This window comes from Nitrospira sp. (genome assembly GCA_024760545.1).
Taxonomy (GTDB): Bacteria; Nitrospirota; Nitrospiria; order Nitrospirales; family Nitrospiraceae; genus Nitrospira_D.
The window spans coordinates 3,221,672-3,242,376 of record CP060501.1 but is presented as its reverse complement, the minus strand read 5'-3'; the positions used below and the strand labels follow the sequence as shown (position 1 = coordinate 3,242,376).

The following is a 20,705-nucleotide window of genomic DNA, read 5'->3' as shown; positions in this document are numbered from 1 at the left end:
ACTCAATCTGTAAGGAGCTACGAAAGGCTACTGTGCAGGCTACGGCCTTGTCGCGGCAGTACATCCTACCGCTTCGGATCGAGCTCGATCAGTCCTTTGCGGATGGCGAGAATTGCCGCTTGTGTACGGTCGTAGACTTGCAGCTTGTGGAAGATGTTCCGGACGTGATTCTTCACGGTCTTTTCACTGAGATCGAGGTTGTTGGCAATCTCCTTGTTGGTTTTGCCGTCGGCGACCAATCGTAACACCGTAATCTCCCGCTCGGTCAAATCATGCTCCGCCCAAGCCGGCTTCTTTCCTTTCTTTTGGGCCATCAACGAGAATTCGGCCAAGATTTTGCTGGCGACGGAGGGGTGGATCAGTGATTCGCCTCGATAGATGGCGCGTATGGCCGCAACGATCTGCGACGATTCGGAGTCTTTCAGCAAATACCCCGTCGCTCCGGCACGGACGAGATCGAAGATGTATTGCTGTTCCTCATACATGGTCAAGGCCACGATGCCGATGTGGGGAAATTCGCGTTTGATCTGTCTCGTTGCCTCCACGCCCCCCATTCGCGGCATGCTCACATCCATCAAAATGACGTCCGGAAGCAGGGCACGAGCTTTCTCCACCGCCTCAACACCGTCCTGCGCTTCACCGATGACTTGAATGTCCTCTTTGGTCTTGAGAATGGCGGCCAAGCCTTCCCGGACGACTCGGTGATCATCGGAAATCAGAACCTTAATTTTCTCCATTGCCCCTCTCCTCCTTATAACCCAGCGGCACCTCGACGATAATTTTTGTGCCCTTCCCCGGTTTGGATTGGACGCGTCCCTCTCCTCCGACTAAGCGCGCTCGTTCCAAGATGCCCTTAATCCCGAAATGATCCCACTTTTCAGGGTCACGCAAAACAGTTTCCAGGTCGAAGCCTACCCCGTTGTCGGTGATGGTGACGCGCAACATATCGATCGCGATGTCCAGTTTGATCGAGACGCGGTCGGCTTTCGCATGTTTCTGAACGTTGCTCAAGGCTTCCTGGATGATCCGGAAAAGGAATATCTTCGTTCGTGGAAAGAGGATTTGCTCATCCCCGGCCACCGTAAACTTCGTGTTGATGTGGGTCTGGATCTCGTAGGATTTGAAATAGTTTGTCAGGGCGGGAATCAATTCCATCTTGTCATAGTGCAAGGGCCGGAGGTTGAAAATGACCTGCCGGGCCTCCTGAATGGCCAACTTGAGTTGGGCCTTACTCTCTTTGATGGTGGTCAAACTGGCTCTTGGATTCTTCCGGAACAGTTGTTGGCAGAGATCCAGTTTGAAATTCACTCCCGCCAGGCTTTGCACCAGTCCATCGTGCATCTCGCAGGCTATTCTGGTCCGCTCCTCCGTCACCGCTGCTCCGCTCTCTTTCACGTAGAGCCGGTACAGGGATTGATATTTGTTCAAGGTCTTCTCAATCTCGGCCGTTGCGCGAATCCGAGCTTCGATCAATTCCCACATGAACTTGGCGCTGGCACCGCCGATGATCGTCACCCCCATGCGATGAAAATCCTGGAGAAACACCCAGACATCCGCGTCGCCCGACACATCGATGACCAGATCGACTCGCTCCATTGCCAACAACTGTCGATAATCGCGGGTGATCGGGATTCTGAGCTGTTTGGCCAATCCCAGTCCCGGCGCTTCCGGATCGCGTTCCGCGACGCCCACAATCTGCACCAGCGGGTCATTCGCAAAAATCTCCATCAATGCCGTACCACCACGACCGGCGCCGATGATGGCGACGCTCGTCGCGCCTGAACTCGGCGTATTCCGTCTGACTCGCTTGGGAAGCGGTTTGCTCATCGGTTCAGAACTTCCTGCACAGAGTCCGTCAGGATCAAATGTGGCTGGTTGTCGAATCGGAGAGGAAAGAACGAGTCCGGAGAAGACGGACCATGGCGCCAGGAGTACCGTGTTACCGTTCGCGGCGTTGCTGAGCCAGCGTTTTCAATTCGTCCATAAATTGCTCGATGTCCTTGAACTCCCGATAGACGGAGGCAAATCGAACATAAGCGACCTGGTCCAGCTGGTGCAACTCCTTCATGACTTCTTCCCCCACGACTCGACTTTCAATCTCCGTTTCGCCCATCTCCTGAATCCGTTTTTCTATCCGATCGGTGACGGTTTCGATAGTCCCGGTGCTGATCGGCCGTTTTTCGCACGCTTTCTTCATTCCGGCGAGAATCTTGGTGCGGTCGAACGATTCGCGACGGCCGTCTTTTTTCACGACGACGGGCAGAATTTCCTCGACGCGTTCGTAGGTGGTGTAGCGGCGTTTACAACCAAGACACTCGCGCCGGCGGCGGATGACCTCGCCTTCCTTGGCCATACGAGAATCGACTACTTTGTCTTCGAGTTCATCGCAGAACGGACATTTCACCGGGGGCGACCTGCTCTCTCGTTATCGGCTGACTAGTAGGGATGAAAGATGGGAAACTTGGCGCACAACGCTTTGGCCTGTGTGCGAACTTCTTCGAGCACCGCCGGGTCCTGCCGGTGTTGAAGGACGCGGTCGACTAAGTCGACGATCTGCTTCATTTCCGATTCACGCATCCCGCGCGTCGACACGATCGGCGACCCCAAGCGGATACCGCTGGCTACGGCGGGTGGCTTCTCATCGTACGGAACGGCGTTCTTATTGACGATAATCCCTGCCGTATCGAGGGCGGCATCCGCCTCTTTCCCGGTGATCCCCTTGTTCGTGAGGTTCAGCAGCATCAGGTGCGTATCCGTTCCGCCGGAGACGATCTTGTAGCCGCGATCGACGAATTCTCTCGCCAGGGCTTTCGCATTGGTGAGTACTTGCTGCTGATAGCGCTTGAATGCCGGCGACAACGCCTCCTTGAAGGCGACCGCCTTGGCGGCGATCACATGCATCAATGGTCCGCCCTGTAGACCCGGAAACACCAGTTTATCGACAGCCTTCGCATGCTCGGTCTTACACATCGTGACGCCCCCGCGCGGACCGCGCAATGTCTTATGGGTCGTCGTCGTGACAAAGTCTGCATAGGGAACGGGATTCGGATGAAGCCCTGCCGCAATGAGCCCGGCGATATGGGCGATATCGACCAGCAGATAGGCTCCCACCGATTTGGCGATCTGTTGGAATCTTGGAAAATCCAGCACACGGGCATAGGCACTGGCTCCGACCACGATCATCCTGGGGCGGCATTCTTCCGCGATCTTTTGGACGGCATCATAGTCGATGGTTTCGGTCTGGCGATCAACACCATACGAGAAGACACGGAAAAGAAGACCGGAGAAGTTGACTTTGCTCCCATGCGTAAGGTGTCCACCCTGGGCAAGGTCCATTCCAAGAATGGTATCCCCCGCCTTCAGAACCGACAGATATGCCGCCATGTTGGCCTGCGAACCGGAATGCGGCTGCACATTGACGTGTTCGGCCCCGAAAATGTCTTTACACCGCTGAATCGCCAGATCTTCCACTGTGTCGGCATGCTGACATCCACCGTAGTATCGCTTGCCGGGATACCCTTCGGCATACTTGTTGGTGAGCAAGGACCCTTGCGCCGCCAGGACGGCGGGGCTGGCAAAATTTTCCGACGCAATCAACAGCAGCTTCTCACGCTGCCGAACTTCCTCCGCCTCGATCGCAGCACAGACTTCAGGATCTGCGGTTTTCAGCGCATCCCATGAACCGATTGCATCGCCGACCATCTTTTCCATGTTCAAATACCTACGCCGAAGGCTCTTCAGGCTCTTGTTTCTTCACCACGCGAACCGTCACTGTCGCCGTCACATCTCTGGGCATCTTGATCGGCACCGCCACCGTGCCGAGTTCCTTGATCGGATGCGCCAGCTGAATCTTGCGGCGATCCACCGTCACGCCTTGGGCGGCCAATCCTTCAGCGATGTCTTTGCCCGTGACGGAACCGAACATCTTGTCGTCTTTGCCGACTTGCGCCTCAATCGTCAGCTCAACCGCCGACACCTTCTTGGCATAGGACTCGATCTCCAGCTTTTCCTTCTTGGCCTTCTCAGCGGCCACTCGCTTGACGTGTTCGAACGCCTTAATGCTACGGCCATCGGCCTCAACCGCCTTGCGGCGCGGTAACAGATAATTTCGTGCAAACCCATCAGCGACGTTGATGAGATCCCCGAGATGTCCCACCCCGTCCATGGTCTCTTGAAGAATGACTTTCATACCCCTACTCCTTCACATGATAAAGAGTGCGAGGATACTGACCTGATTGTGAAATGTCAATTCTTGGGTAATCCTTGAAGGAGCTAGCGGATCACACTGAGCGATCGTCCCACCCGCGCAAACGCCTCCACGGCTTGCTTGAGCTGATCGGTCGTATGGGCAGCCGACATTTGAGTCCTGATCCTTGCCTGCCCTAGCGGCACCACCGGATAACTGAACCCGACGACATAGACTCCTTCTTTCAGTAACGCTTCCGCCATAGACGCGGCCAGGATGGCATCACCTAACATAACGGGGATGATCGGATGCTCCCCAGGAACGAGCCTGAAACCAAGGGAAGCCAGCTGTTCCCGGAAAAGGGCGGCATTGGCGCAAATGCTTTCCCTGAGATGGTCGCCTTGCTTCACCAGATCCAGGGCACACAATGCACCCGCCGCGACGGGAGGGGGAAGCGCATTCGAAAACAGATAGGGCCTCGACCGTTGGCGCAGCAGCTCGACCACCTCGGCCTTCCCGGATGTAAATCCGCCGGTCGCGCCGCCGAGTGTCTTCCCCAATGTGCTGGTGACGATCTCGATTCTGTCGGCGACCCCGAAATGAGCCGGTGTGCCCCGTCCCTTGGGGCCGAGGACCCCGGTCGCATGACTGTCATCGACCACCACCGCCGCATCGTACCGTTCCGCAAGCTCCACGATCTGATCCAATTTGGCCAGATCGCCATCCATCGAGAACACGCCATCGGTTGCGATCAGCCGCAGGCGGCAGTCACTCGATTCCTGCAGCCGAGCTTCAAGTTCTGCCATGTTGGAATGGGCATACCGGAAACGTTTGGCCTTGCACAGTCTGATGCCGTCGATGAGGCTGGCATGATTCAACGCATCACTGATGACGGCATCCTGCTCATCCAACAAGACTTCGAACAATCCTCCATTCGCATCAAAGCACGAACTGTATAGGATCGAGTCCTCGGTGCCGAGAAATTCACTGATGGCCTGTTCCAGCTGTTTGTGCAGATCTTGCGTGCCGCAGATGAACCGCACTGAAGCCATACCATAACCATACGTTTCCAGCCCTTTGCGGGCGGCTTGCACAATGGCGGGGTGATTGGCCAATCCCAGATAATTATTCGCGCAGAGATTCAGCACGTGGCCTTGCGCCACTCTGATGTCGGCACCCTGCGGACTCAACAATCGACGTTCGACCTTATAGAGACCGCGGGCTCTGATATCGGTTAGTTGAGTTTGGAGAGACGCTTTAAGTGAGCTATACGCCATGGTCCGTTGCCGACATGGAGTAGACGCTACGCGAAAGATCCGGAAGGCCTGCCGGCTGACCGGTTAAGGGAACAAGACGACTTTGCCGCACTGGCCGGACTGGATCAATTCAAAGCCGGTCGCAAACTCGCGCAATGGAAATGAATGGGTGACGACCGGACGAATATCGAGACCCGCTTTAAACAGTCCTGCCAACCGGTACCACGTGCCGAAAAGACGACGGCCGGTGATTCCATAGACGCGGATGCCCTTGAAAATAATTTCGTTCGGCAGATCGAAGCACACCGAACCGGTCGGAATGCCGAACAGAGTCACTCGCCCCCCGTTCTTCACTGCGCGGAAGGCCTGGTGCAAGGCCGTGGGATTCCCTGACATTTCCAGCGCCGCATCCACCCCTTCACCGCCCGTCATATCGAGGATCGCTGCCTCCACTCGTTCCGCTGACTCCGTCTTCGCATTGAGAACATGATCCACGCCGACTTGCTTCGCCAACCCAAGGCGATAGTCGCTGACATCGGACGCAATAATTGTGGCGGCGCCGGCGGTTCGCGCGACCGCAGCGGCAAAGAGGCCCGTCGGACCACATCCCGTGATCAACACCGTATGACCGGTGAGATCTTCAGCAAGCGCCGCGTCAACCGCATTCCCGAGAGGTTCCTGCACACAAGCCAATTCCGGAGGGATTCCCGAATCCGTGTGCCACAGAACACCCTCAGGCAAGACGACATACTCTGCGTAGGACCCGTCTCGGTCGACCCCGAGAATCTTATAATTCTTGCACACGTGCGCCTGTCCCGTCCGGCACTGGAAGCACGCTCCACAGGTCAGGTGCGACTCGGCCGCGACGTAATCACCGACCTTGACGAGAGAAACCTCACGCCCAACCTCCACGACGTGGCCGCACAATTCATGGCCGATGATGCGTGGAGGCTGGATACGCTTCTGCGCCCATTCGTCCCACCGGTAGATATGCGCATCGGTTCCACACAATGACGTGGCGGCTACTTTCACGACAGCATCATGTGGACCAGGGGTCGGATCAGCCCAATCCCTCAGAGTTAAACCCGGTCCTGCGGCAATCTTGACGAGTGCTTGCACGAACCTATTCTATACTAACTCCATCGGTTCGACACATAGGTTTAGGGAAAGAACGGGTTGCGCGGACCTCCCGACGATGAGTAGGATGCCATGACCATGGTTCATCCGGCTATTACCCGTCTGATCTTGGCTTCCGGCGTTCCGATCGTTGTATTGAGCCTCGCGCTTCTTCAGGACGACGCGCGAGCAGACTCTCAGCCTGTGGCGTCTCAGGCATTTTCTTCCGGAAAACGATGGGTCACGTTCGATTTCGCCGGTTCGAATCACTCCGGGGATATCCAACTCGGCCAACCGCTCGAATTGTCGATTACACTCGGCGGAGTCGCCCAGGGCCATGCGCCGTTGGTCGCCATCTGTGAATCAAGCCATTTCCAGTTACAGGTCGTGACATTTACACCCGATCCTTCATCCATGGTGATGAAGGCAACTACGACCCTTGAACCCGTTCCACCAACCCAACTGTCGGTGAACCCGAACATTTCACGGATACAATTCACATTCGCCAGATCCAATGAAAAGAAGTTCGAACGGATCATGACACGCATCGTGTACGTCACGTTGGAACCACCGGAACTACCTAGTCGCGCCAAGGAGCCGTCGCCGCTCGATCAAGATGAATCGAGCGCAAGCGATTTGGCCACGGACCAAGCTGAACCACTGCCGGCCGCTATTCCATTGGCCAGCGGGCCGGTGATTGAAGAAGATCTCCTGCCGCCCCCCTCAGCGGAACAGCCGCAATCCTATTGGCACCGAGTGAGCCACCTCGTCAGCCGAAGCTGGAGTCATACCGTGCGCCGAGTCCGCCACTCCCCGTCCAGCGAGACCGTGCATGTACGATTTCGGCTCTATCCCGGTGGACGAGCCCAGTTGATCCAGATTGAAAAAGGATCCGGGGCTCGTGAGATTGATGAAGCCGGTATCCATGCCATCCTCCACGCGCAACCATTTCCGGTGTTTCCCCAGGATTTGGGATCGGAGCCCATCGATGTCCACGTGCTGATGAAGACAGAGGCGAAGGGAGGACAGGGATCTCGTGCGGTCATCAACCCTGAGAAACCTCGCCCAACTTCGAGATTGCTGAAGAAATGACCCATCGTTCACAGAGGCTGCGATACCGAAAGGGGCAGATATGAAGATCGGTGAGAGATGGATGCGGGGAGTCGTGATCACGGGATTGTTGACGCTCCTCCCGCTAGGCGTCGAGGCGGAAACGACTCACTGGGATATCGACCCGGATCATTCGGCGATTGAGTTCCGTGTCGCCCATATGGTGGTGTCAAGGACATCGGGGCGGTTCATGAACTACCGTGGATTTGTCGAGATGGACACGGACGCCAAAACCTTCAAAGCCATTGAAGCCACGATCACCGCCGAGTCGATCAACACAAACCACGAAAAACGCGACGCGCATCTCCGCACTGCCGATTTCTTGGACGTCAAACAGTTTCCGACGATAACGTACAAGATGAAGCAGTACCAGAAACAGGGAGACACCTACACGGTAATCGGTCACTTCACCCTGCGTGGCGTGACCAAAGAGGTCACGCTCGTTGGAACCTTCAATGGTGTGACCAAAGATCCCTGGGGCAACACCCGAGCCGGATTCACCGCTCAGGGAAAGCTGAACCGCAAAGAGTTCGGCATGATTTGGAACAAAACGCTCGACAGCGGCGGACTCGTCGTCGGAGAAGAAGTGGAAATCCGGCTTGATATCGAGTGCATCCAAGCGAACAATCCGTAAGTGTTACGAACCGGAAGCCCGCAACTCGAAACTGATAACCCTGAATGACGATGAAAGCGATGGTGCTCAACCATACGAGCGATGTCTCCAGCAGTCCCTTGCAACTTCAAGATCGGCCGATTCCTGTTCCGAAGCCTGATCAGGTTCTCGTCAAAGTTCATACCTGTGGAGTCTGTCGGACAGACCTTCACGTGGTCGAGGGAGAACTTCCCGACATTGCATTGCCCCTGATCCCCGGCCATCAAGCCGTTGGTACGGTGATACAAGTTGGCTCCGAGATCTCTGAGGTCAAGGAGGGGGACCGTGTGGGGATTGCCTGGCTTCAGGGCACATGTGGACATTGCGCATTCTGCACAAGCGGGCGGGAAAATCTCTGCGTACAGGCGAAGTTTACCGGCTATCAGGTCGACGGGGGCTATGCCGAGTATGTGGCCGTACCCGCACGATTTGCCTACCCAATCCCGTCGACCTTCTCGGATGATGAAGCGGCGCCCTTGCTCTGTGCTGGGATCATCGGATATCGCGCCTTGCGTCTCAGCGGCATTCAGCCAGGCCAGCGTTTGGGACTTTATGGATTCGGCGCATCAGCGCATATCGCCATCCAGATCGCGCGCCACTGGAACTGCCAGGTCTACGTCAGTTCCCTCAAGCCGGAGCATCAGGCTCTGGCAAGACAACTTGGAGCAGTCTGGGTGGGCGGGGCAACGGATTCGCCGCCCGATACACTGCACGGGTCGATCATCTTCGCGCCCGCCGGGGAGCTCGTTCCTCGGGCATTACGAGCGCTCGACCGAGGGGGGACCTTAGCCTTGGCGGGCATTCATATGTCGCCGATTCCCTCGCTGGACTATGATCGTGAAGTGTTCGGCGAGCGGGTGATCCGCAGTGTCACCGCCAACACAAGACAGGACGGGCTCGATCTCCTGCGCGAAGCAGCCGCCATCCCTATCAAACCGCATACGATCCGTTTTCCTCTTGAGCAAGCCAACCGCGCGTTGCAAGAGCTTAAGGCGGGGACCTTCCAGGGAGCGGCGGTTCTCACCATGTGATCGTGACGTGACTGAATTACCAATGCTGCTGGTTCTTCGTCGGAAGCTACCGCAAGAGCCTGCCGGCAAGCGCTCGAGAGAACGCATCACTCGCATTGAAACAGTAATAGTCGAAAGCGTAGGGGTTTCCACGTCAGATGTTAATGACCTATTTGACTATTTTAGCCTGATTGAGTAGAATGCGCCCATGAAGAAGTCGAACACTGTCCACGCAGAAAACACGGTGACGGCGACTAAGGCCAAGGCGAGTTTCTCAGCCGTCTTAGCCAAAGCCGGCTATCAGGGGCAGCGGATCGTGATTAAGAAAGGGGCGCGCCCGACCGCCGTAATCCTTGGTTATGATGACTATCAGCGATTGGTTGATTTAGAAGATCGTTACGAGTCCGCCCTCCTCACCAAAAGCCTCAAGGACGATCGATTCCTGACCCTCGATGATATGACCAAGCGTCTAGGCCTGTGAGTTATTCGCTCGAGTTCTCAGAGGCCGTTTTCGCGACGCTTGAAGATCTTGGACATTCCGATGCCAAACGGCTCCGCCAGGTCTTTCTCAAGATTCTTACTCTCCGCCGTACCCCCCGTCCTCCTGACTCCGAACAACTCGCGCATTTCACCTACCGGGGTTTTACTGGATTTCGGGTGACACAGGGAGAATATCGCATCATCTATGCAATCGATGAAAAGGCTAAGGTGGTGAAAGTGGCCAGGGTCCTGCACCGCGACCGGGATTATCGAGAGCTGGATCGCATTTAATGCTGCGCGAAGCAGCCGCCATTCCTATCAAACCACACACGATCCGCTTCCCTCTTGAACAAGCCAACCACGCGTTGCAGGAGCTCAAGGCCGGGACCTTCCAGGGAGCCGCGGTCCTCACCATGTGATCGTGCGGAACTGGAAGTGATCTTAAAACTGCTCTTTCAAGGTAATCTGGTCAGCCCTTCCTAAGTATTTAACCAAGTCTATTAATTGACTGCGAGATCAGCAGACCATAAAGAACTGACCTAGAAGAGCACAATCTCTCTCACCCGCTTGCTGTTCAGCGATGTGCAACTAATAGGCTTGGGTTCTTGACGCTGGTATATATCGGTCCTTGGAGGCAGCCCTTGCTAACGCGGCTGGGCCAGTAATGGGAGGCAATTTCTCTGTAGTGAAGCCCTGTTCACTTCCGAATTGGATTTCTTTACAGTCCCCAAGTAGTTCACTTTCGATAATGCCACGCCATCCTTTACCTTCCGCATCTCTGGCAGCTTCAAAAACAAGAGGGGTGAAAGGAGTTCAGATTCACGCAGCCTTCACTTTGATTAGTGTCTCGCCGTAGACTCTGTCTATCCCCCCTTAATCTCCTTCCCTCGACCATTTCTCGAACTCCTCAATTGCCTGGTCCCGTACATCAACATCCACTTCGGATACACCAATATCAACTACTCTCTTTCCGGACAATCTCGCGTTTTTGACTTATACGGACATGCGTCGCCCGCTCACGGTCGATGATGGGATGTATAGACGCGTTTATAGACGATTACCGTGCGGCATCTTACACAGGCTGGCAAGGCACTAAATAACCGACCCGAGATACTACGCCCATCGGATATCAGCACAATTTCTTACTAGCTTATTATCCTTACTTTATGATAGTTACTTAAAAATATAACGCTGGAGCCATACAGCTCTGCCGAACAAGCAAAGTCGTCCTTGTTTCAAAGTGGAGTAAGTGCAGTCGTACAGAATTGCTATCGTTCGCGGCTAACGACTTTGCAATCTGCGAGCGAGTGGACGAATAGGCCACATGCCTGAAACATAGCCCCCCCGCCGTCCACCTCTCCACACATCATATGGAGCTGAGCTTGCAAGAGCCTCACGTTAAACCAGAAGGAGAATTTCATGAGAAGAAATGTTTCCTGGATATTGTGTTTCCGGTATCAGTCCAAGTCTGCACTTTCATGCTGGATACGACCCCTTGCACTCCTACTTCTCGTGACCCTTACAGGATGTGGAGATAGCACTCCCGAGCCGTCTTCAAATCCTGGAGCCAATGGAACTATCACTGGCCGTGTTATTTCTTCTGACGGTACGGGAGGAATTGCCAATGCAACAATTGAAGTGGGGTCCGTGCGGTCCTCATCAGGATCTGATGGCAGCTATACACTCTCTGTACCTGCAACTGGCCGGGCAGTGGTGCGAGTCGAAGCTGCCGGCTTTGCAGAGAACTTTCGCATTGCTCGTGTGACGGCTGGGGAGAGCACGCCGCTCACCGTACAACTTGTCAGGGTCGGCATTACGCAGAATGTCGCCATTGCGACCGGAGGCACGATAACCGTACCAAACTCTACGGCCCAGATTGTCCTTCCAGCGAACGGACTTGTTCCACAAACGGGTGGATCCCTGGCAGCCAATGTCGCGGTCTCGGTCACTCCTATTAACGTAGCAATTACTACGAACGACATGCCCGGAGATTTTACCGCTTCTGTTGGTAGTGCTATCAGACAGATCGAGAGCTTTGGTGCAATGGCAATCGATGTCCGTGACAGCAATGACGTGCGGTACAACTTATCTCCGGGGAGCATCTCCACGATTCGTATTCCTGTCAGTACAAGATCCGCTAATATTCCCGCGACAATTCCGCTCTTCTATTTTGATGACTCGACCGGGCGATGGATCCAAGAAGGTCAAGCAACGTTGGCTGGTACTGGTCCCAATCGCTATTACGAGGCTAGCGTGACTCGGCTGATCTATTGGAACGCTGATCTAGTAACAGAGACCATCTTTATAACGGGATGTGTGAGAAACGACTCAGGCCAGCCTGCAGGGAATGCCCTCGTCGAAAGCGACGGCATTGACTACTCCGGCTCCTCACGAGTCTATACCGCAACAGACGGCTCATTCCAGATACCTATCAGTAAAAACGGTAAAGCGACGCTCACAGCCCTTGTCGGTACACAATTAACCAACACTGTGACAGCCGGGCCTGCAGGGACAAACATTGTTTTAGACCCGTGCCTCGCCATAACTACTGACCTGAGAGGTTTGAACATCAAACTGACCTGGGGCGCAAACCCTCTCGATCTCGACTCCCATTTGTTCACACCCAACGGTAGCCACGTGTTTTTTGGCGCGCCAGGTTCCTTGACCGCTCTGCCTTTTGTAAGTCTTGACGTGGATGACACCACCAGCTTCGGCCCCGAAGTTGTGACAATCAGCAAGTTAATGCAAGGAACTTACGCCTATGCCGTGCATAATTTCAGTGGGACCCTGACTCCCGGCATGACAGGGTCGCCCGGTCGCGTGGAGCTCAGCCAGAACGGGAATACCAGCGTCTTTGCCCCACCCCCTGGTGAAGGGTCCAAGCTTTGGTGGCATATCTTCAATATTATCGTGGATGCGCAATGCAATGTGTCAGTGACTCCAATAAATGCCTGGTTGGATCAACAACCTGCGTCGTCACCCGGTGGAACTCCGACATTCTGCATCGTGAACTAGGCGAAGCGGGGTCTCAATTAGCGGTCTATCTAGTATTGGCACAAGAATACATGGGGGAGAGGCCTATCCAGTTGGATAGGCCTCTCCAAAGAAAGAATGTTGCGCCGAATAAGAGCAACCTGCTGGCATCCGAAGCCCTGAAGATGAGCCACCACTTCGGTCGACAACTTCTATTACTTTCAACAACTTATATGTCCCACCAGCGGCCAGTACTATTCTAGTGGAGAAACATTATGACTCTGCTAATTGTAGGCAAGAGCGACGTTATTCCCCCGATGGCCATGAAGATCGCCCTTTCACTGTGTATGACGACGATGATTGCAGGGTGTAGCAGTGGACGTGACAGCAGCTCCAGGCCGGTAGCGCCTGGAGGAGGGAGTGTCGGTCAAGCGGAGGCTCCAAGTAATGACCCACTTTGCTTAACAGACGAACAAAAGCTCGTAAAGGTGAAAGAACTTGGCTGGGATCTCTTTTTGGTTTTGGTGATGCTGGTGAATATGCCGACATGGCTAATGATGTAAAAAACTGACGGTTAAAGGAAATGCTGCGCGAGATGCTATTGATACCATACGCACAAAGGACTGTGATTCAGAACTTAAGCCGGCAAATGGAGCGTCAACTATGAAGTAGTATGAGAAACGGCTGGAGGGCCCTAGGCCTGTGCAACGACCGGTCAGTCGTTACACAATCGGGCCATGAACAACCAGCAACTTTGGAATACTCGGTCAGAATTCTTGCAGCGTCCGACCTAGGCATGCACCTGAATTTATCGCTTTCTATCGAGAATTTTGGAACCTTGTTCCGACACTTCCTTCACCAAAACCCCCATCTTGGGGTGTGACGGCTCGAAATCGATCGGCCAACTATAGTGTCGCAGCCGTTCACTGGCCGTCGGGCCTATGGAGGCAACGACCATCTTTCCTAGTGCCATGCGGAAGGGTTGCGTGGTTCCATCCTGCTCCAACACATGCATGAGATGGTCCACCTGAGCCGCGTTGGTAATCAGCATCACGTTGACGCGCCCCGCGATGATTTCATCGATTGCATGACGAATTGGACTAAGATCCTCCGGTAAAGCCCATTTGTAAATCGGAACAGGAAGGACTTCTGCGCCTCGCCGCTCGAGTGCCTTCAGCAGATCGGGGTTCGAAACCCCATACTCTTGCACAGCCACCCGCAATCCCTTCACAGGGTAAGACTGATCCAAGGTGGAAATCAGATCGACCCAGGTGTTTGGTTCGGGGACAGTTGCCGTCGCCTTGAGACCCAAGGCTTTAAGAGCCGCGACCGGCTTCGGCCCCCGGCTAATAAGAATAGTCCGTGTCAGCGCCTCCGAGATTGCCGTCCACGGATAGTGCCTTTTGAGGAGGTCAAACAGCGTGGTGGTGCCGACACCAGTCAGCAAGATAAGCAGGTCGATCCGTCCAGCCATCAGCCGAGCCCCAAACTCCTCTGCCGCCGGGTTCTTCTCCTGTGGAATTTCGCGCAGGGCGGGAGCGACGAGTGGCCGTCCGCTATAACGCTCGATCAGGCGGGCCATCTCCGTTGCCATCCGGCTTTCGAATGTCACAACTGTCATTCCGTTCAATGTCATTGACCTGAGCACCCTGAAGTCATCAAGTATGCGATCATCCTACAGTCGACGATTTGGGGCAGGAGCCGATTTTCCGTTGACGGCTGGTCGTTGGTCTCCCTACTATACCAATTCCAGTTTGATCAACTTGCATTGCGATCGTATGACGGCTCCATTCCATCAAGGTCTTCGCCATCTGGCGCTACGTGTCCTGGACCTTCCTCGCTCGCGGCGGTTCTATGAACAGCTGCTTGGTATGCAGACCGTTTGGGAACCGGACCAAGAGAATGTATATTTTAGCTCCGGGACCGACAATCTGGCGCTCCACCAAATTCCAAAGGATGAGCTGTCCGCTTACCAACCCCCAACGGCTCAACTGCTCGATCATATCGGGGTGATTCTCGACAGTCCACAGGCCGTCGATCAGATGTATCAAGCGGTCATGCTGAAGATCGAATCTCTGGGAGGACGAATCACCAAGGAGCCCAAGCAACACCGAGACGGCAGCTATTCGTTCTATTTTTCAGATCCTGACGGCAATCTGATTCAGGCTCTGTATGAGCCGACGATCAGCAAGCTGAAGTTCAGAGCCGATATATGAGCCGGACTTGGACCAGCCTCCCCCCAAATCATTATCTTAGCCTCGCCCCCTGGTGCTGGATCCAACTGGAAAGCGCGGAGCCGCCGGGGCCTTTCCCGTTCGTATGCGGTGTGGCCCCTGAGGTCGTTGCCAGTCTCCACGAGGCGCATGGTCTTCTGTCCAGTGCAATTGATACGGCAATCAGCGATGTCTTCGCGAAACGGGCACCGCTCGATGATTTCGACCGCCAGCGACGGCTGGAGGATGCCTATGCAGAGCTGGTCAACGCGCGACCATACCTCAAGCAGCACATTCGCTGCGGCCGCCGACCGGATGGAACGTTCCATTGGGAGTTTCCGATCGATCCGACCGCATCCGCAACCGTGACCAATGGCGGTCTTCGCATTTTTGATGCGGTCAACCACCAAGTGGTCCCCATCGGATTCAATGATCGGCCTCTGGGTCCTATCGTCGGAAGGTTACTCGGTCTGCTCGATGGAACTCATACGGTGAACGATCTCAGATCCGCAGTGTCCGCACTGCCTCGTGACGCACAGGGAGTACTGGCGAAGTTGATGGAATTACTGCAACTGCACGGGTGCTTGGCCGCTTCGCCAACGGCATCAGTCCGGCGGCATTGGTTCGAAACCGTACAGGATCAAGACACAGTCCACCTGGGACATGCGGCCCTGCTCTACCGACAACGTGAGACGGTATTACTCTTCGACCCATGGCTTCTGCCGTGGTTTGCCGAATCACCGATGCCGTCGCTCTGGGGTGCACTTCTCCCTAGACCCGCCGCGGTGTTCCTCACCCACGATCACGATGATCATGTCGATCCCCGCACCTTGCTCCATTTGCCGAAAGACACGCCGATCATCGTTCCCAGCCGACGAAACCGAAAGCAGCTGTTCTTTGACTATCGGTCGCTTCTTACAGAACTGGGGTTCGATCGAATCATCGAACTTGCCCACGGCGAAAGTTGGCCGTTTGAAGGCGGCGCGGTGCTCTCCGTTCCCTTCTATGGAGAAGACCCTTGCGACCTCGAAATGCCGAGGAATTGCTATTTGATCTCGGATCGTGGGCACAACGTGTTGATCCATGCGGACAGCGGCCCGACCAACGACGGACGATCGGCTCTCAAGGACAATATCATTCAGCAATTGGTGGTGAAGTATGGGCCGATACCTTTGGTGCTGGCGTCGCAGCAGCAGCTGCTCGAAATCCGGAGCCATGCCACCCACGCCCCTCTCTCCCATCCCGGCGAATGGCTGGATGTCGGTGAAAACGGCTATCTCACCAACAGCTATCTTGCCGAGGTCTGCGCGGCCGCCCAGGCACGGGTGTTTGTTTCATACGCCACCGGCGGAGCCGACTGGTATCCCGATCATCTTTCCTTTATGTTCAGCCGTCGCAACCCCGCCAGGACCGCGCTGTTGACGGCTCACTGGGAGCCGCCTGAAAAATTAAAAGACCTTCTCACCCCGCACGGATGTCGATATCATTGTGCCCACGCCCTGGACCTCTATCGAACAGCCGGCAGGGACAGGATCGAAATCGTTTCAGGGGGACATGCGTTGGCTCCGCTGACTCTGTACCGGTTGGACCACCAGGATCCGCCGTTTATAAAAGCCGCCACACGAGGATGAACCATTTTCTTTGATTGAGGAGAAGACATGAGTGGATCACAGTCGCCGATTCTTGTCACAGGTGCCGCGGGGTTCATCGGATTCCATGTGGCTACGCGTCTGTTGGACCGAGGCGACCTTGTCATCGGCCTCGACAATATCAATGACTACTACGACGTCCGGATAAAAGAAGCTCGACTCGCGCAATTGAAATCCCGCGAAGGGTTCAGATTCGTCAAGCTCGACCTGGCCAATCGACAAGGCATCCGCGATCTCTTTACCGATGAGCCAATACGACGTGTGGTTCATCTTGCGGCGCAAGCAGGCGTGCGTTACTCCCTCGTCAATCCCCATGCGTATACGGAGAGCAACATCGAAGGATTCATGAATATCTTGGAAGGCTGCCGGCACAGTCACATCGAGCATCTCGTCTATGCATCCTCCAGTTCCGTGTATGGCGGCAATACCCACATGCCATTCTCTATTCACGACAATGTGGACCATCCGGTCTCGCTCTATGCCGCCAGCAAGAAAGCCAACGAATTGATGGCCCATTGTTATGCCCACCTGTATCGGCTGCCCTGCACGGGTCTCCGATTCTTTACCGTGTATGGGCCCTGGGGACGCCCCGATATGGCCCTCTTCATCTTTACGAAGGCAATCCTGGAGGGGAAACCCATCGAGGTCTTCAACCAAGGCAGGATGAGACGCGATTTCACTTACGTGGACGACATCGTCGAAGGGGTCATCCGGACTCTTGATCATCCGGCTACGGCCAATCCATCGTGGTCAGGAGACAAGCCGGACCCAGGGACCAGTTCGGCTCCGGCGCGTATCTATAATATCGGTAACCATCAGCCGGTGGAACTCTTGCACTTCATCGAGGTTCTGGAAAGCGCGGTGGGGAAAAAGGCAGAAAAGAGATTGATGCCGATACAACCAGGAGATGTCCCTGCTACCTATGCCGACATCGACGATCTCACCAGCGATATCGGCTTCAAGCCGACCACCCCGATCGAAGAGGGCATTCCTCGTTTTGTGAAGTGGTATCGTGAATTCTATAGAGTGTGACGCGTTGGGGTGCCTCGCGCTAGAAACACCCCACAGGCACGAACCCTGGGCCGAAGAGCCTCGACAGTGCAATATAGCGTGAGTTGTCGTAAAAGGAGTGGCTTGCCCCTCTTTGAGCACGCCCGCTGATATCGCCCCCATAGGACGGATCCGTTCCGAAAAATACGCCGCCCCGGGTCTTCTGCACAAGTTGCATCCATTCCATATACAAACTGCACACCTCGGCTTGTACAGAACCGGTGGACGTGTTGCTCGCATACCAGTCGCGCGCCCAATCCGGCACCTGACGACCTTCCGTCCCGGATGAGCGCCCCTGATAAGGAGGCACCTCATATCGCGGTGCGGCGGTGGTCATGGTTCGAGGAGCCGTCGGCATATTTTCCAAATCGGGTACCACAGACAGCGGCTTGAGCGCCATGGCATGGCAACCGGCTCTCTCCTTATTGGTGTACACAGAGCTACCATCGGCTTGGGGGCATTCCCACGTCGCCGCAGACCCGGGTGAGGAGTCGCCGAAAGCCGGCCCAGCAGACATAACCGCCAGGATTGCCGATGAGAAGAACGCCGTTCTGATCAGCCGCATGGGGCACCTCCAGATCATATGGCGGAGGCACTCGGTGCCTGGTCGCCGTGTCACGTTAAGGTGCCCACACCCTACGCAATACTTTATTGTTCGGTCTATGCCTCTTTGGAGGGGGCAAAGCCAAGACTGTGGCCGCGAAAGACCAATCGGTGACGCTCCTATCCTCCATCTTTAATCTGTACTCGCTTCGCACGCACCTCTCCCTGCGACCTCTGGAACCCATGCAAGGATCGGAAAAGTCTCTGAACAATCTTTGTGTGGGGTTGCCGCTTTGCCTTGTCCCTTGCATGGACCTCAGGTATCCTTCGTATCTCTCGTGACGGCCTCTGGACGAGGGATAATGTTGCTTCAGCAACAAATCGTCGGACCACAGACGACGAGGATGTTCTACGCATGACAGCCGATGCGATAAACGTACGACATGACTGACCACGGTGTGCTCGGAAACTTACTGCTCATTTACACCGTTTCCATCGCGGTGGTGTTTCTCTTTCATCAATTCCGACTGCCGTCTATCGCGGGATTCCTCGTGGCCGGTGCGTTGATCGGTCCACACGGACTCAATATTGTTTCCGATATCGAGACGGTTCACTTATTGGCGGAAATCGGAATTGCGCTGCTCCTATTCACGATCGGCATCGAATTCTCACTGGTACAACTCGCATCACTCCGGCGGCTGCTCCTGGTTGCCGCTCCCATTCAAGTGGGAGGAGTCATTGCCATCGCATGGCTTGGCGGCACCCTGACAGGATTGCCGACATCTCAGGCGATCTTCTGGGGCTTTCTGCTCTCACTCAGCAGCACCGCCATTGTGTTGAAAGCGTTGGCGGCCAGTGGAGACAATGATACGCCGCATGGGCGAGCCACCGTCGGCATTCTGGTCTTTCAGGACTTGGCCGTCGTTCCCATGATCTTGTTGACGCCCATTCTTGCCAGTCCCAATGAGGGTGCGGTCACCTCGGTGTTGCTCTCGTTAGGCAAGTCTATGGTGGTGGTCGTCTGTATCGTCGCAGCCGCATGGTATGTGGTCCCGAAACTGCTCGATCACATCGTTCGCAGTCGAAGCCGGGAACTCTTTCTCTTGACGATCATCGTGATGTGCCTCGGCATCGCGTGGTTGACTGCTCTGGGTGGACTGTCGCTCGCCTTAGGCGCCTTCATCGCCGGACTCGTGATTTCCGAATCGGAGTACAGTCACCAGGCCATTGCCGAAGTGTTGCCGTTTCGAGACAGCTTCAACAGTCTGTTTTTTGTCTCCATCGGCATGCTGATGGACTGGCGCATTTTGTCGGAGTATCCGGCCGTGGTGACCGGCGTCTTGCTCGTGGTCCTGCTTGTAAAGTTCGTCACCGGCGCTGGAGCCGTCTTGACCATCCCTGTCCCTCCGCGCTCGGCCGTCATGACCGGCATTGCCCTTGCGCAGGTGGGTGAGTTCAGTTTTGTGCTGGCACAAGTAGGACAGGAGAAGGGGCTGTTGTCGGGAGCGCCGTATCAGATCTTCCTGGCGGTCTCGGTCTGTTCCATGATCATCACACCGTTCCTCATGCAGCTGTCGCCGCATCTCGGTCGAAGAGTCGAAGCTGTGCAACGACTCCACCATTGGCTTCCTGGACAAACAGAAGCCCATGTACTGGAAGCGGAGGGGCGGCACCTACGCATCAAGGACCACGTCATTATCGTGGGGTATGGGTTGAATGGGCGCAATCTGGCCCGCGTATTGAGTGAGACGGAAGTGCCGTACATCGCATTGGATTTAGACGGTGACAGAGTGCGCCGCGAGGCCGCCCATGGCTTGCCCCTCTATTATGGAGATGCGACAAACCCGACTGTGCTGAGGCACGTGAAGATCGAAGACGCACGGGTCTTGGTCGTCGCGATCTCTGATCCGTTCATGGCCCGTCGGACCGTGCAGGTCGCCCGAGGCTTGAGCCCAAAGATCCATATCGTCGTAAGAACCCGCTATTTGCGGGAGTTAGAGGAACTCCACCAACTGGGCGCGGACGATGTGGTGCCTGAAGAATTTGAAACATCGATCGAAATCTTCGCGCTCGTACTCCGCACGTACAACATGCCGCAAGACTTCGTCGTGCGAAAGGCTGAACAGGTACGCCGTGAGGGCTATGCGCTCCTACGCCGCAGCGAGCTCCCCGAGTTGGCTCATCACCTTCGCGGGGGCACCCTCACAGATGTCGAAGTGGAGACGTGCCGAATTGAGGAAGATTCACCGGCCGACGGAAAGACAATCGCCCAATTGGCGCTGCGGCCACGGACAGGGGCCTCCATCATTGCATTGACCAGAAGCGGCGTTACGGAATCCAACCCGTCGGAGAAGACCACACTCCTCGCCGGCGATATCGTCGTGCTGCTCGGATCGCGACCTGAGATCAGGCGGGCCATGAGCTTTATTCTGGCGAACGAGCCTGAAAGCTAGCGTACAGTCTGGAT

20 protein-coding genes are annotated in these 20,705 nt (G+C 55.4%); 11 read left to right on the top strand and 9 right to left on the bottom strand.

The window, feature by feature from the left end:
- Nucleotides 1-65: 65 nt before the first annotated feature.
- The 7 genes from H8K03_15305 to tdh all read right to left on the bottom strand — a co-directional run bounded on the left by H8K03_15305 (nt 66) and on the right by tdh (nt 6,561).
- The gene (locus tag H8K03_15305) at nt 66-737 is read right to left on the bottom strand and encodes a response regulator transcription factor (protein ID UVT19160.1); all 672 of its coding nucleotides are present in this window, start codon (nt 735-737) and stop codon (nt 66-68) included.
- Entirely contained in the window at nt 724-1,827 is a 1,104-nt protein-coding gene (locus H8K03_15300; GenBank protein ID UVT19159.1) for a hypothetical protein, read from the bottom strand. Before H8K03_15300 ends, H8K03_15305 begins: the two co-directional genes overlap by 14 nt.
- A gap of 112 nt (nt 1,828-1,939) precedes the next feature.
- On the bottom strand, nt 1,940-2,404 hold the full coding sequence (gene nrdR / locus H8K03_15295; GenBank protein ID UVT19158.1) for a transcriptional repressor NrdR: 465 nt from the start codon (nt 2,402-2,404) through the stop codon (nt 1,940-1,942).
- Between the two features lie 32 nt (nt 2,405-2,436).
- Nucleotides 2,437-3,702 (bottom strand): serine hydroxymethyltransferase, encoded by a 1,266-nt coding sequence (locus tag H8K03_15290; GenBank protein ID UVT22503.1) that lies wholly within the window; start codon nt 3,700-3,702, stop codon nt 2,437-2,439.
- A gap of 19 nt (nt 3,703-3,721) precedes the next feature.
- Nucleotides 3,722-4,189: a 50S ribosomal protein L9 gene (locus tag H8K03_15285; GenBank protein UVT19157.1), complete on the bottom strand. Its 468-nt coding sequence runs from the start codon at nt 4,187-4,189 to the stop codon at nt 3,722-3,724.
- A gap of 83 nt (nt 4,190-4,272) precedes the next feature.
- The gene (locus tag H8K03_15280; protein ID UVT19156.1) at nt 4,273-5,463 is read right to left on the bottom strand and encodes a glycine C-acetyltransferase; all 1,191 of its coding nucleotides are present in this window, start codon (nt 5,461-5,463) and stop codon (nt 4,273-4,275) included.
- 63 nt (nt 5,464-5,526) lie between these two features.
- Entirely contained in the window at nt 5,527-6,561 is a 1,035-nt protein-coding gene (tdh, locus tag H8K03_15275) for an L-threonine 3-dehydrogenase (GenBank protein UVT19155.1), read from the bottom strand.
- Nucleotides 6,562-6,657: 96 nt separating this feature from the next.
- On the opposite strand from tdh, the gene H8K03_15270 reads away from it, so the two are divergent.
- The 7 genes from H8K03_15270 to H8K03_15240 all read left to right on the top strand — a co-directional run bounded on the left by H8K03_15270 (nt 6,658) and on the right by H8K03_15240 (nt 13,346).
- Nucleotides 6,658-7,650 carry an energy transducer TonB gene (locus H8K03_15270; protein UVT19154.1) on the top strand — a complete coding sequence of 331 codons (993 nt, stop codon included), beginning with the start codon at nt 6,658-6,660 and terminating at the stop codon, nt 7,648-7,650.
- 40 nt (nt 7,651-7,690) lie between these two features.
- Complete coding sequence (locus H8K03_15265) at nt 7,691-8,302, top strand: polyisoprenoid-binding protein (protein UVT19153.1); 612 nt, start codon at nt 7,691-7,693, stop codon at nt 8,300-8,302.
- Nucleotides 8,303-8,352: 50 nt separating this feature from the next.
- Entirely contained in the window at nt 8,353-9,351 is a 999-nt protein-coding gene (locus H8K03_15260; GenBank protein UVT22502.1) for a zinc-dependent alcohol dehydrogenase family protein, read from the top strand.
- 187 nt (nt 9,352-9,538) lie between these two features.
- Nucleotides 9,539-9,811: a type II toxin-antitoxin system Phd/YefM family antitoxin gene (locus tag H8K03_15255; GenBank protein UVT19152.1), complete on the top strand. Its 273-nt coding sequence runs from the start codon at nt 9,539-9,541 to the stop codon at nt 9,809-9,811.
- On the top strand, nt 9,808-10,101 hold the full coding sequence (locus H8K03_15250) for a type II toxin-antitoxin system RelE/ParE family toxin (protein ID UVT19151.1): 294 nt from the start codon (nt 9,808-9,810) through the stop codon (nt 10,099-10,101). Before H8K03_15255 ends, H8K03_15250 begins: the two co-directional genes overlap by 4 nt.
- 1,128 nt (nt 10,102-11,229) lie before the next feature.
- Nucleotides 11,230-12,825 carry a carboxypeptidase regulatory-like domain-containing protein gene (locus H8K03_15245; GenBank protein ID UVT19150.1) on the top strand — a complete coding sequence of 532 codons (1,596 nt, stop codon included), beginning with the start codon at nt 11,230-11,232 and terminating at the stop codon, nt 12,823-12,825.
- 233 nt (nt 12,826-13,058) lie between these two features.
- The gene (locus H8K03_15240; GenBank protein UVT19149.1) at nt 13,059-13,346 is read left to right on the top strand and encodes a hypothetical protein; all 288 of its coding nucleotides are present in this window, start codon (nt 13,059-13,061) and stop codon (nt 13,344-13,346) included.
- Between the two features lie 245 nt (nt 13,347-13,591).
- On the opposite strand, the gene H8K03_15235 is transcribed toward H8K03_15240, so the two are convergent.
- On the bottom strand, nt 13,592-14,404 hold the full coding sequence (locus H8K03_15235; protein ID UVT19148.1) for a uroporphyrinogen-III synthase: 813 nt from the start codon (nt 14,402-14,404) through the stop codon (nt 13,592-13,594).
- 157 nt (nt 14,405-14,561) lie between these two features.
- Here H8K03_15235 and H8K03_15230 point away from each other — a divergent pair, with 157 nt between their 5' ends.
- Genes H8K03_15230 through H8K03_15220 form a run of 3 tightly spaced genes read left to right on the top strand, consistent with a single transcriptional unit; the run spans nt 14,562 to nt 17,677 of the window.
- Nucleotides 14,562-14,999: a VOC family protein gene (locus tag H8K03_15230; protein UVT22501.1), complete on the top strand. Its 438-nt coding sequence runs from the start codon at nt 14,562-14,564 to the stop codon at nt 14,997-14,999.
- Complete coding sequence (locus H8K03_15225) at nt 14,996-16,627, top strand: MBL fold metallo-hydrolase (protein UVT19147.1); 1,632 nt, start codon at nt 14,996-14,998, stop codon at nt 16,625-16,627. The genes H8K03_15230 and H8K03_15225 overlap by 4 nt, the downstream gene beginning before the upstream one ends.
- Nucleotides 16,628-16,654: 27 nt before the next feature.
- Nucleotides 16,655-17,677 (top strand): NAD-dependent epimerase, encoded by a 1,023-nt coding sequence (locus H8K03_15220; GenBank protein ID UVT19146.1) that lies wholly within the window; start codon nt 16,655-16,657, stop codon nt 17,675-17,677.
- 19 nt (nt 17,678-17,696) lie between these two features.
- Here the strand turns inward: H8K03_15220 and H8K03_15215 are convergent, their stop codons facing one another.
- Nucleotides 17,697-18,260, bottom strand: coding sequence for a hypothetical protein (locus H8K03_15215; GenBank protein ID UVT19145.1), 564 nt, complete (start codon nt 18,258-18,260; stop codon nt 17,697-17,699).
- A gap of 421 nt (nt 18,261-18,681) precedes the next feature.
- Between H8K03_15215 and H8K03_15210 the strand changes: the two genes are divergently transcribed.
- Nucleotides 18,682-20,691 carry a cation:proton antiporter gene (locus H8K03_15210; GenBank protein ID UVT19144.1) on the top strand — a complete coding sequence of 670 codons (2,010 nt, stop codon included), beginning with the start codon at nt 18,682-18,684 and terminating at the stop codon, nt 20,689-20,691.
- Nucleotides 20,692-20,705 lie beyond the last annotated feature (14 nt).